Source organism: Mycolicibacterium sp. SMGY-1XX (assembly GCF_059132455.1).
The window spans coordinates 2,343,305-2,355,658 of the sequence record NZ_CP101139.1 but is presented as its reverse complement, the minus strand read 5'-3'; the positions used below and the strand labels follow the sequence as shown (position 1 = coordinate 2,355,658).

At 66.4% G+C, this 12,354-nt stretch carries 11 protein-coding genes; 9 read left to right on the top strand and 2 right to left on the bottom strand.

From position 1 onward, the window contains the following. The first annotated feature begins 19 nt into the window (after window positions 1-19). The gene (locus NL241_RS11525; protein WP_494398289.1) at window positions 20-859 is read left to right on the top strand and encodes an SDR family oxidoreductase; all 840 of its coding nucleotides are present in this window, start codon (window positions 20-22) and stop codon (window positions 857-859) included. On the opposite strand, the gene NL241_RS11520 is transcribed toward NL241_RS11525, so the two are convergent. Further along, window positions 860-1,747: an SDR family NAD(P)-dependent oxidoreductase gene (locus NL241_RS11520; protein WP_494397598.1), complete on the bottom strand. Its 888-nt coding sequence runs from the start codon at window positions 1,745-1,747 to the stop codon at window positions 860-862. It lies immediately after the preceding gene. Further along, a complete protein-coding gene (locus NL241_RS11515) occupies window positions 1,744-3,651 on the bottom strand; it encodes a flavin-containing monooxygenase (RefSeq protein WP_494398288.1) in 1,908 nt (635 codons plus the stop codon). Before NL241_RS11515 ends, NL241_RS11520 begins: the two co-directional genes overlap by 4 nt. 157 nt (window positions 3,652-3,808) lie before the next feature. On the opposite strand from NL241_RS11515, the gene NL241_RS11510 reads away from it, so the two are divergent. From NL241_RS11510 to NL241_RS11475, 8 genes are all read left to right on the top strand, one after another. Further along, window positions 3,809-5,410 (top strand): acyl-CoA synthetase, encoded by a 1,602-nt coding sequence (locus NL241_RS11510; protein WP_494397597.1) that lies wholly within the window; start codon window positions 3,809-3,811, stop codon window positions 5,408-5,410. Between the two features lie 26 nt (window positions 5,411-5,436). Continuing rightward, window positions 5,437-6,543, top strand: a complete 1,107-nt coding sequence (locus NL241_RS11505; RefSeq protein WP_494397596.1) for a zinc-binding dehydrogenase — start codon at window positions 5,437-5,439, stop codon at window positions 6,541-6,543. Between the two features lie 14 nt (window positions 6,544-6,557). After that, the gene (locus tag NL241_RS11500) at window positions 6,558-7,985 is read left to right on the top strand and encodes an aldehyde dehydrogenase family protein (RefSeq protein ID WP_494398287.1); all 1,428 of its coding nucleotides are present in this window, start codon (window positions 6,558-6,560) and stop codon (window positions 7,983-7,985) included. Further along, entirely contained in the window at window positions 7,982-8,758 is a 777-nt protein-coding gene (locus NL241_RS11495; RefSeq protein ID WP_494397595.1) for a crotonase/enoyl-CoA hydratase family protein, read from the top strand. The genes NL241_RS11500 and NL241_RS11495 overlap by 4 nt, the downstream gene beginning before the upstream one ends. After that, window positions 8,758-9,906, top strand: a complete 1,149-nt coding sequence (locus NL241_RS11490; protein WP_494397594.1) for an acyl-CoA dehydrogenase family protein — start codon at window positions 8,758-8,760, stop codon at window positions 9,904-9,906. The genes NL241_RS11495 and NL241_RS11490 overlap by 1 nt, the downstream gene beginning before the upstream one ends. A 47-nt stretch (window positions 9,907-9,953) precedes the next feature. Further along, window positions 9,954-10,949: an acyl-CoA dehydrogenase family protein gene (locus tag NL241_RS11485; protein WP_494398286.1), complete on the top strand. Its 996-nt coding sequence runs from the start codon at window positions 9,954-9,956 to the stop codon at window positions 10,947-10,949. Window positions 10,950-11,013: 64 nt separating this feature from the next. Then, window positions 11,014-11,490 (top strand): nuclear transport factor 2 family protein, encoded by a 477-nt coding sequence (locus tag NL241_RS11480; protein WP_494397593.1) that lies wholly within the window; start codon window positions 11,014-11,016, stop codon window positions 11,488-11,490. Between the two features lie 3 nt (window positions 11,491-11,493). Next, a complete protein-coding gene (locus tag NL241_RS11475; RefSeq protein WP_494397592.1) occupies window positions 11,494-12,354 on the top strand; it encodes an SDR family NAD(P)-dependent oxidoreductase in 861 nt (286 codons plus the stop codon).

The following is a 12,354-nucleotide window of genomic DNA, read 5'->3' as shown; positions in this document are numbered from 1 at the left end:
CCCCGGACGGGAGTTCGTCATTGGTACCTATGCTGTCACCGGGTCCGCTTCAGGGATGGGCGGCCACACTTCGCAGCAACTGCGGGCCGCCGGCCACACCGTGATCGGGGTGGACCTGCACGACGCCGAGGTGGTAGCTGATCTGTCCACCCCGCAAGGGCGTCGGCGTGCGGCCGCCGAGGTACTCGCACGCTGCGATGTCCTGCTGGACGGGGCCGTCATGGCCGCCGGTGTGGGCCCCGGCCGCGGCCAGGACCGCCCACCACTGATCGCGAACGTCAACTTCCTCGGTGTCGTCGAGTTGCTCGAAAAATGGCAACCCGCCCTGGCCGCTCATGCCAGCTCCAAAGTGGTTGTGCTCAGCAGTAATTCGACGACATGCACGCCGATCACGCCAAACCGTGCGGTGCGCGCGCTGCTGGCTCGCGACGTGGACAAGGCGTTGCGCACCACGCGGCTGTTCGGTCCGGCGTACGCGGCCATGACCTATTCGGCGTCCAAGATCGCGGTGACCCACTGGTTGCGTCGCGCGGCTGTCACGTCAGCGTGGGCCGGTGCCGGCATTCGACTCAATGCGCTGGCACCCGGTGCGGTGATGACACCGCTACTCGAGGAACAGCTGGCCGATCCCCGACAGAGCAAAGCTGTCCGCGGTTTCCCGGTCCCCGTCGGTGGGTTCGGGGACCCCGCGCAGCTGGCCCAATGGGTGTGCTTCATGCTCTCCGATGCCGCCGATTTCCTCTGCGGCAGCGTCATTTTCGTCGACGGCGGCACCGACGCGCATTTCCGGCCGACAGACTGGCCCTGCACGGTACCGGCGCGCGGGCTGTTGACCTATGCGCGCCGTTACCGCAGCTAGCTACATCCCGGCCGGCAGGATGTTCGGGTTCGCCGACGCAGGCGGCTCCAGCGGCGGAAGCAGTTCGGAACCGTCAAGGGTGTGTACGGGCAACTTCTGCGACCACGGGTAGTGCAGGCTGAACGCCACGAGGCCGGTTCGCTGCGCAGCAGGCAGATGACACATCGCCAACACCGTTTCGGCCAGATACTCCACCGGTTCGGTCGGGAAGGTGTCCGGAATCAGCGCCGCGGCGCCCGGAGTACGGACCGCGGTGGATGGTCCGACACAATTGACCGCGATGTTCTGGTCCACCAGCTCGGCGGCCAGCCCCTGGGTGAACCGGTGCAGCGCTGCCTTCAATGACGCATACACCACATCACCTGAGCTTTTGTTGTACTCGCGGAACGGCCGCACCGGCGCCAGCCCGGTCACTGACCCGATGTTGACGATCCAGCCGGCGCCCTGTGCTCTCATGTGCGGGATAGCTTCCTGCGACAACACAAACGGTGTGCGCAGGTAATGCTCAACGGTGCGGTCGAACGTCTCCATCGACATCTGCTCAACCACCGAATAGTCGGCGTAACCCGCGTTGTTGACCAGGATGTCCAGCCGGCCGGTGCGCTCGAGTACATCCTCGATCAAGTGCCTGCGCTGGTGATCGTCCTCGAGGTCGGCGGCCACAGCATGCGCAGTTCCGCCGGCTGCCTCGATCAACTCGACCGTCTCGCCGATCGTGCCGGGGATGGCCGTCACCGCACCGGCGCGTACCGACGGTGACGGGGTATGCGAACGCGCTGTCACCACCACCGTGGCACCCTCGGCAGCCAGGCGCTGGGCAATCGACCGGCCGATGCCCCGGCTGCTCCCGGTGACCAGCGCCGTCTTACCGTCCAACAATCCCGTCACGGGGTCATCACCCTCCCGCCCAAAGTGAAGTGGTCTTCGATCGGCGCGCGGTGCTGTTGCCACAACTCGATCAATCGCCATGGCGTGGAGACCACCACCCTGCCTGAGTCTGACCGGTAATAGGTGTGCGCGTTCGGGGTGTGGCACCACACTGTCTTGGCCATCGCCTCGTCGATCTCGACGACGTAGTCGTCGTAGGCCTGTTGGGTGACCTCGATGGTGGACGCACCCTGCGACGCCATCAACTGCAGACATTCCATGATGTAGTGCGCCAGGACCTCCATGGAGAAGTTCGCTCCGGCGCCGTGTCCGGGGCTGTAGTTGGGTGCGGACGTGATGAACAGGTTGGGGAACCCGGGCACGGTGCCGCCGCGATAGGCGCGTGGGCTGTCGCCCCACTCCTTCTGCAGCGTGTGGCCATCGCGGCCGCGGATGTCCACCGTGGACAGGAAATCCAGGTGATAACCGGTGGCGTAGATGATGACATCGAGGTCGATCTGGCGCCCATCCTGGGTGACGATGCCCGCCTCGTTGATCGACGCCGGTTCGCTGGCCTCGACGTCGACGTGGTCGCGGGTCAGCGCCTTGTAGTAGCCGCCGGGATCCCGGATGATCCGTTTGCCGTACGGGGCGAAGTCCGGCGTGACCTTCTTCGCCAGTTCCGTTCCCTCACCGAAGGTCTCGCTGATGTACTTCATGCACATCTGGAGCAGCACGTCATTGGCCGGCGAGATCGACAGATGGTCCTTCTGCCACTCCGGGTCCTGCAGGATCACCGGGTAGTTGTTGTCGGAGGTGGCCCAATAAGCCTTCACCCGGTGCCACTTGGCGAAGTACGGCAGCGTTCTGCCGAGGTAGCGCCGAAATTCGGGGACCTCATCGGAGAGCCGCTTGCGCGGTGCCACCCAATGCGGCTGCCTCTGGAACACCGTCAGTTGCTCCACCTGGTTCACGCAGGCGTCGACGATCTGCACCGACGTGCACCCCGCGCCGATGATGGCCACCCGCTTGCCCGTCAGGTCCAGCGTGTTGTCCCACTGGGCCGAATGCACGCTGACGCCGGCGAAGGTCTCCCGGCCGGGGAAGTCGGGCCACCGCGGTCGGTTCAGGTACCCGGCGGCAGTCACCACGACCGAGGCGTGGCTGACCGAACGCTGCCCATCCCGGTCAGTGGCGTGGATCTGCCACTGTTCGCGCTTCTCATCCCACCACAGCGCCTCGACCTCGGTGCCGAATCGGGTGTGCTTGCGCAGTCCGTACTTGTCTGCCAGCGCCAGCAGGTAGTCCTGGTACTCCGCGCCCTGCGGATAATAATTGGACCAGTCCGGCTTCACCTCCCGCGACAACGAGTAATACGCCGACGGGGTGTCGACCCCGATGCCGGGATACGTGGTGGTCAGCCAGGTGCCACCCACCTCGTCGTTGCGGTCGAAGATCTGGTAGGCGACACCGGCGTCAGCGGCGGCCAGTGCGGTGACCATCCCGGCCAGCCCGGCGCCGATGATCGCCACAGTGGTGTCACCGGGGATGGGGACTGTGCGCGGCAGCGTCGGCTGCGACAACTGGAATCCGCCTTGCTCCAGCAACAACGGCACGAACTCCGGCCCGACCTCGGTGCCCAGTGCCAACGGCGCGATCCGCGCGAACAACTCCGGGTCATCGGCGGCCACGCCGCCGGTGCGGGCCGGCGCCTGCAACGCCGCGATCAGTTCCTCCACCAGCTCTTCGCGGGTATCGGCGTCGGTGACGCCGATGAACTCCGGCGGGTCGGGTTCGTGGGAGATCCTCGGTCCGAATCGGTCCACCACCGACAGATCACCGGTTATCTGGGCCAGCACGGCGAGGAGGACGCCTGCGTCGGCGTCCCGCAAGTGCCCCCTCAGCTCGTCGAGGTTTGCGGGCACGTCGGGGCTGTTCGTCGAACGATCAAGCGCCGTCCCGACATTGGCTTCAGTCGTCACGTCATCGAGTATCAGAGCCCGATACACCGAGCGGCATTGTGCTGCCTACTGAGCGGGACATCAGAGAGGTTTTGGCCTCGCAGCGCCATACGCTTCGTCCATGCACAGCATGCTCTCCGATCTCGACGACGCGGACGCGGTGATCGCCCGCGCCCGCAGCCATGTGATCGGTGACATCCCGAGACGCTCAGCCCGCACGTACCCGGACAAGGTCGCGATCATCGACGGTGACACGACGCTGACCTTCGCGGAGTTCGACCGGCTCGTGGAGCGTGCCGCAGCAGCTCTGCACGACAAAGGTTTTGGGCCAGGTGACCGTATTGCGCTGTTGTCTCACAACTGCTGGCAGTACGCCGTGCTGGCCTTCGCGACCGCGCGCGCGGCGGTGGTGCTGGTGCCCGTCAACTTCATGCTGACCGCCGAGGAGATCTCCTACCTGCTCGGGCACAGCAAAGTCAGCGGATTCGTGGTGGAGGACCAACTCATCCCCGTCGCCGAGCAGGCCATGCGTGCGGGCGGCTCGGTGACCACCACGGTGGCCTTGCGTACCCCCGGCGATGTGATACCCGCCGAGTGGGACGATTTCGACCACTGGCTCGATACCGACACCGTGGCACCGCGCCCGCACATCGACGACGACCAACTGCTACGCCTGATGTACACCAGTGGCACCGAGTCCCGACCCAAAGCGGTGATGCACGGCAGCCGCAGCCTGATGTGGCAGTACGTCAGTACCATCGTCGCCGGCTCGATGAGCTCCGAGGACATCGAAATACACTCGTTGCCCTTGTACCACTGTGCGCAGCTGGACAACTTCCTGGCCACCGATCTGTACCTCGGTGCCACCAGCATCATCTTGCCCCGTCCGGACCCCGACATGGTGTTGCGCACCATCGAGCGATATCGGGTGACCAACTACTTCGCCCCGCCGACGGTGTGGATCAGCCTGTTGCGCAGTCCCCTGTTCGACAAGGTGGACTTGTCCAGTCTGCGCAAGGGTTACTACGGCGCTTCGGCGATGCCCACCGAGATCCTTGCCGAGATCCGCGAGCGGTTGCCCCACCTGCAGTTGTGGAATTTCTACGGCCAGACCGAAATGGCGCCGCTGGCCTCGGCTCTGGGCCCCGCGGAACAGGATGCCCACGCCGGATCCGCAGGCCGCCCCGTCGTCAACGTCGAGACGACCATCCTGGGCGAGGATGACCAGCCGGTACCCGCGGGCACGGTCGGAGAGATTGCCCACCGCAGCCCACACCTCATGCTCGGATACCTCGATGACCCGGCCAAGACCGCGGAGGCGTTCCGCGGCGGCTGGTTCCACTCCGGTGATCTCGGCTACTACGACCAACACGGCCTGCTGCACGTCGTGGACCGCAAGAAGGACATGATCAAAACCGGCGGCGAGAACGTCGCCAGCCGTGAGGTCGAAGAGGTCCTCTACAGGCACAACGGCATCCAGGAAGTGGCGGTCTTCGGGCTGCCCCACCCGTTGTGGGTAGAAGCGGTGGTGGCTGCCGTGGTGCCACGCGAGGGGCAGGACCTCAGCGAGGAGGACGTCATCGCGCACTGCCGCCGGCACCTGGCCGGTTTCAAGACTCCCAAGCACGTGTTCTTCGTCGACTCACTGCCCAAGAACCCCAGCGGAAAACTACTCAAACGCGCACTGCGCGAACGCTTCGACGTCAACGCCACATCGCTGTAACTCCAGCTCCGAAAGGACCTTCTGTCGTGTTCAACGGCCGGATCGCGCGCTTCGACGCGCCTGGCACACCGTTTCGGCTCCACACCGTCAGCCTGCCCGAGGTGAGACCCGGCGAGATCTTGATCAAGGTGAGCCGCACCAACATCTGCGGTTCGGACCTGCATGCCTGGCACGGCACCTTCGCCACCGGCGGACTCGGCGGTCAGCTGCCCACAGTGCTCGGTCACGAGATGGTCGGCGCGGTGGAGGCAATGGGCGACGGTGTAGCCACAGACTCCAACGGCCAGCCGCTCACCAGTGGTACTCGCGTCGTCTTTCCGTACTTCTACTCCTGCCACAAGTGCCGCAACTGCTTGCTCGGCAGACGCGGCGCGTGCCTGAATCTCTCGATGGCCATGCTCGGCCGCGCCGACGAACCGCCTTACTACGTCGGCGGCTACGGCGACTACTACCTGCTTCCGGCGGGAGCGGTGGTCTACACCGTTCCCGACGCCGTTTCCGACGACATCGCCTCCGGCGCCAACTGTGCACTCTCCCAGGTGATGTACGGCTTGGAACGGGTCGACCTGCAGCTCGGCGAAACGGTTGTCGTGCAGGGAGCAGGGGCGCTCGGTCTGTACGCGATTGCCGTCGCGAAGGCGCGTGGCGCAGCCCAAGTGATCGCCATCGACGGTGTGCCCGACCGGCTCGAGCTCGCCACCGCGTTCGGCGCCGACGTGGCGATCGACCTCAACGAGGTCGCCAGCGTCAAGGACCGGGTAAAAGTCATCCGCAGAGCAACCGGGGGCCACGGTGCCGACGTGGTGGTGGAGGTGGTGGGCCACCCGTCGGCCATCGACGAGGGCCTCAAGATGCTGGGCCAGTTCGGCCGCTACGTCGAGATCGGCAACATCAACATCGGCAAGACCTTCGAGTTCGATCCTTCGCGGTTCGTCTTCGGCAACAAGACCATGGTCGGGGTCTCGCTCTACGACCCCGTCGTACTGTCGCGCGCCCTGACCTTCCTGGAGCAGCATCAGGACAACCTGGCGTTGGATCGACTTGCGGCAGCGCAATATCCGCTCGAGGACATCAATGAGGCCTTCGCCGCCGCCGACGGCCGCCGCGATGTCCGCGCCAGCATCGTCCCGTGAGTCGAAAGGACCTCATGCACGACTACCACCGCACCTCCCTGTTCATCGACGGCGGCTGGGTCAGCCCCTCGGGGGCCGGTTCCATCGACGTGGTCGACCCGGCCACCGAAGAAGTCATCGGTGTCGTGCCCAACGGCTCCGCCGATGACGTCGACGCCGCCGTCGCCGCCGCCCGGCGGGCATTCGATCCGCTGATCAGCGTCGCAGAGCGCAAGGATCGATTGGCGCGGGTGATCGCTGCCATGGAGAAGCGGCTGCCGGACATCGCCGAGACCATCACCCGCGAGATGGGTGCACCGGTGCGCATCGCCCAGAGTGTGCAGACCCAGGTTCCGCTGGCGGTGGCTCGCGGTTTCGCCGACGTGCTGGATACCTTCGAATTCGAAGAGCGGGTGGGCAATTCGCTGGTGGTCCGCGAGCCCTATGGCGTGGTGGGTGCCATCACACCGTGGAACTACCCGCTGTATCAGGTCGTGGCCAAGGTTCTGCCCGCCATTGCCGCGGGCTGTCCCGTGGTGCTCAAGCCCAGCAACGAGGCCCCGCTGTCGGTGTTCGAGTTCATCGAGGCGGTCGACGAGGCCGGGTTGCCGCCCGGCGCCGTCAACCTGGTCTCGGGCAGCGGCCGGGTGATCGGTGAACGCCTGGCCGAGCACCCCGATGTCGACTTCGTCTCGTTCACCGGGTCCACCGGCGTGGGGCAACGGGTCGGTGAGCTGGCTGCCCGCTCCATCAAGAAGGTGGCCTTGGAACTGGGCGGCAAGTCGGCCAACGTCATTCTCGAGGGCGGTGACCTGTCCACCGCCGTGAAGGTGGGGGTGGGCAACGCGTTCCTCAACGGTGGGCAGACCTGCATGGCCTGGACCCGCATGCTGGTGCCGCAGTCCCGCTACGACGAGGCCCTGGAGCTCATCACCGCGGCGGTGTCCCGCTACACCGTGGGTGATCCCCAGGACCCCGCCACCCGCATCGGCCCGTCGGCCTCGAAATCGCAATGGGAGACCGTGCGCGGCTTCATCGAGCGTGCCGAGCAGGACGGTGCCTGCCTGCTCACCGGCGGCGCTGACAAGATCCGCGACGTCGGCTACTACGTGGCGCCGACGGTGTTCGCCGACGTCGATCCCGAATCCGAGCTGGGCCAGGAGGAAGTGTTCGGTCCGGTGCTGGCGGTGATCCCGACCCGGGATGACGCCGACGCACTCCGCATCGCCAACTGCACGCCTTACGGACTGTCAGGGGCGGTCTGGGGACCCGACGTCGAGAGCGCCACGGCATTCGCCCGCGCCGTGCAGACCGGTCAGCTGGACATCAACGGCGGCATGTACAACCCGGTGGCTCCATTCGGCGGCTACAAGAAGTCCGGGGTGGGCCGTGAACTCGGCCGGGCCGGCTTCGATGAGTACCTGCAGACCAAATCCCTGCAACTGCCGAAGACGGACTCATGAGCACCGCCCTGGAGATCAGCAGCAGCGGGTCAACCCAGATTTGGACCATCAACCTGGCCGACGTGGGGAACGCGATCACCGAGCCGGGATTCATCACCGGCTTGGAGGCCGCCGTCGTCAACGCCAACGGTGACAGCACCATTCGCGCCGTCATCCTCACCGGCGCCGGCAAGATCTTCTCCGCCGGCGGCAATGTCAAGGACATGGCCGACCGGCGGGGGATGTTCGGCCTGGATGCTCTTGACCAGCGACGCGCCTACATCGATGGCATCCAACGGGTTCCACGCGCGTTGAGCCGCCTGGAGGTTCCCCTCATCGCGGCGGTGAACGGTCCGGCCATCGGTGCCGGTTGTGATCTCGCGATGATGTGCGATATTCGGGTGGCCTCCGAAAAGGCCTCGTTCGCCGAGAGCTTCGTCCAGCTCGGGCTCATCCCGGGCGACGGTGGCACCTGGTTCCTGCCGCGCGCTGTGGGGTACGAACGGGCCGCGGAGATGACGTTGACCGGCGATCGGGTGGACTCCGCCACCGCCCTGGCCTGGGGCATGGTGAGCCGGGTGGTGCCGCACGAGGAGTTGCTGACCGCCGCAATGGAACTCGCCGAACGGATCACCAAGAACCCGCCGCACGCTCTTCGCATGGCCAAACGGCTGCTGCAGGAATCCCGCACCGGCTCATTGGAATCCACGCTGGGTATGGCGGCGGCCATGCAACCGCTGGCGCACCGCGACCACGAACACGAGCAGCGCATCGCGAAATGGAGAACCAGTTGATGCCTCTCCCCCGCCTGGTACCGCCGGCCGCCGGCGACACCGCACACGAGGAACTGCGGGCCGAGGTCCGCGAATTCCTGGCCCGCCAACTGGCCACCGGCGATTTCACCCCGTCTGCCGATGCCTGGCTGACCGGCTGGGATGAGGCCTTCACCAGAGCGCTGGCCGAGCATGGCTGGTTGGGGATGACCGTGCCCACCGAATACGGCGGCCACGGCCGATCGCACCTGGAGCGGTTTGTGGTCACCGAGGAACTGCTGGCGGCGGGCGCGCCAGTGGCCGCCCATTGGATCGCCGACCGGCAGATCGTGCCGTCGCTGCTGAAGTACGGCACCGAGACGCAGAAAGCGACGTTCCTGCCCCGGATCACCCGCGGCGAATGCTTTTTCGGGATCGGCATGAGCGAGCCGGACTCTGGGTCCGACCTGGCCAGTGTGCGCACGAAGGCCACTCGGGTCGACGGCGGCTGGACGCTGTCGGGCACCAAGGTCTGGACGTCCGGTGCGCACCGCGCACACGCGTTCATCGCGTTGGCACGTACCGCTCCGGTGGACCCGGCACACCGGCATGCGGGGCTCAGCCAGTTCATCGTCGACCTGCGCGGCGCGAACATCGAGGTGCGCCCGATCATCTCGATGAACGGCGGGCACCACTTCAACGAGGTGATCCTTGATCAGGCGTTCGTGCCGGACGGCATGGTGGTCGGTGAGATCGGCGAGGGCTGGCAGCAGGTGACATCGGAGTTGAGCTTCGAGCGCAGCGGCCCCGAACGTTGGCTGTCCACCTTCGCGGTGTTGTCGGCGACCACCGATGCGATGGCCGACCAGCAGATCGACCGCGACATCGATCTGGGTCGGCTGGTGGCCCGGATCGCGGGTCTGCACCACATGTCCACTGCGGTGGCAGGTGCTTTGGAGCGACATGAGCCCGCCGATGTGCCGGCCGCCGTGGTGAAGGTCCTCGGCACCACCACCGAAGGTGACATCGTCGACTTCGTCGACCTGCACGTCGGTGACGACCTGCCGCACGACAGGGGATTCCGGGATCTGGTGGCACACGCCGCAGACCAGCGCCCCGGTTTCACGATGCGTGGTGGCACCAACGAAGTGCTGCGCGGTGTGATCGCGCGCGGATTGGGGATGCGGTGACGACGACTGAGGCCGGTGCGCTGGCCATCGATCCGGATCTGGCGCAGATGATGGACGCCGTTTTCGCCGAGTGCCGGGAAGGCCACCCACCCGCCGGTGCACTACGGCGTGACGACGAACTGTGGCAGCGTCTCGACGGACTGGGCCTGGCCCGGCTCACCGGCGCTGAGGAGACCGGCGGCAGCGGTGCCGGATGGCTCGAGGCGGCCGAACTGCTCGCCGCAGCCGCCCGCCATGGAGTGCGAATTCCTCTGGCGGAACACGACTTACTGGCGGGATGGCTGTTAGAGGAGCTCGGATTCACTGCAGACGGCGCCATACGCACCGTCGCCATGCTCGACGCGAGCCGGGTGGCACACGCGGTGCCCTGGGCGTCTTCGTCCGACCGGGTGGTGCTGCTGTGGCAGGCCGGCGGGCAGATCCGGGCCGCCGACGTGGATCGCGGGGCTCTGCAGATCACGGCAGGTGTCAACCAGATCGGCGAGCCACGCGACTCCATCACGGCCACAGAGGATCTCCTCGGCAGCCTGCCGTCGGTGCCGGCGTCGGAGCGTGTCGCGACGCAACTGGAGCTCAAGGCCGCGCTGGTGCGCTCCATCCAGGTGTGCGCTGCCCTGGACGCCGCGGTGGCACTGGCCGTCGAACACACCGGTTCACGTGTGCAGTTCGGCCGTCCACTGGCCAAATTCCAGGCCGTGCAGAATCTGGTGGCCGACAGCGCCGCGGAAGCGGCCCTGGCCCGGGCCGCCACCGAAGCCGCCCTCACCGCCGCCGTCAGGAGCGACTGGTCGGCCGACGATCTCGGCTTCCGGGTGGCCGTCGCACGCTCGTGCACCGGGCACGCCGCATCGGTGGTGGTCCGTAACACCCATCAGGCGTTGGGCGCCCTCGGCACCACTCGCGAGCACCGTCTGCACGAGTTCACCCGCGCCGCGTTGGCGTGGCGATCGGAGTTCGGTTCGGTGCGTCATTGGGATGAACAGGTGATGGCCACGGCGCTGCAGGTGGGCGGCGGCGGGTTGTGGGACCTGGTCGCACGTTGACCGACGTTCCGCTGACCGGGCAACAGCCCTGTTACCCAGACCACTTCGCGGCTTGACTGAAAGCATGAGCAACGACATCGCGCTGTCCGATCTGCAAGAGTTCATCGCCGGCTTCTGGTTCGACTACGACGAAGCGAACTACGACCGCATGGCAGCGGCGTACGCCGAGGACGCCCGGTACTACAGCCGCAGCGACTCCGGTGCAAGCCCGTTCGAGGACTTGATGTCGCCGGAACTCCGAGGCAGGGACACGATCATGGAGTGGCTGAGCGACCATCGGCAGCAGAGCCCCTACCCGCTGCGCCACCACGCCACCAACCTGCACCGCATCGGTATCCAAGGCGATGTGACCCGGGCCCGCTTCTACATTTTCGTCAACCAGATCGCCAACTTTGTTCCGTTCGCGGTCTCCAGCGGTATCGCCGAGGTCGGGGTGCGCCGTGGCGCCGACGGACTGGAATTCACCGATATGGAGGTCATCCTCGACACCACCAATTCGGTGAACCTTGCCGAGCGTGACGCCGCGACCGCAGGCGCCTGACGGGTGGGAGCCCGCGAGACCTTCTCGGGTGGGGTTGCCGTCATCACCGGGGCGGGCGCCGGGATCGGCGCCGGTCTGGCCCGGCATGCTGCAGCGTTGGGGATGACCGTCGTCCTGACCGACGTCGACGGCGACGCCATTGCCGGACTGCGTGACGAACTACGCGCCGGCGGCGGCACGGCTTTCGACATCGTGTGCGACGTGCGCGATTTTGACGCCGTGGAGGTACTGGCGGACCGGTGCTTCCGGGAGATCGGCCCGGTGCGTCTCTTGGTCAACAACGCCGGCATCGAGCAATTCGGCTACCTCTGGGACACGCCCGTGGCGAACTGGCAGCGTGTCGTCGACATCAACATCTCCGGTGTGTACCACGGCATTCGAGCCTTCGTACCGAAGATGATCGAGGCCGGCACCCCAGCCTGGGTGTGGAACCTGTCGTCGATCGGGGGTGTGGCGGTGGTTCCGCTGCAGGCGCCCTACATCATGAGCAAGCACGCGGTGCTGGCGCTCACCGAATGTCTGGAGTTGGAAACCCAGCTAGCCGGACATGACTACATACACGTGCAGGCCGTCCTCCCCGGCGCGGTCAAGTCCAACATCTTCGAGTCTGCCGGCGGGGTCAGCGACGGCGATGTGGATGCGGCCGAATCGCAACGGGAGGCGATGTTCGACATCAAGGCCGGCGCCATGGATCCGGTGGAAGCCGCCGAGGTGGTTTTCGAGCAGGCAGCCGAGGGCCGGTTCTACCTGCTGACACAGCCGGAGTACGTGAGCTCGGCCATGGCTGAACGCGCCGCGGTGCTCTCCGAACAGCGAGCACCCGTGCTGCGGACCAAGCCGCGCTTCGACCCGGCGAAACACTGA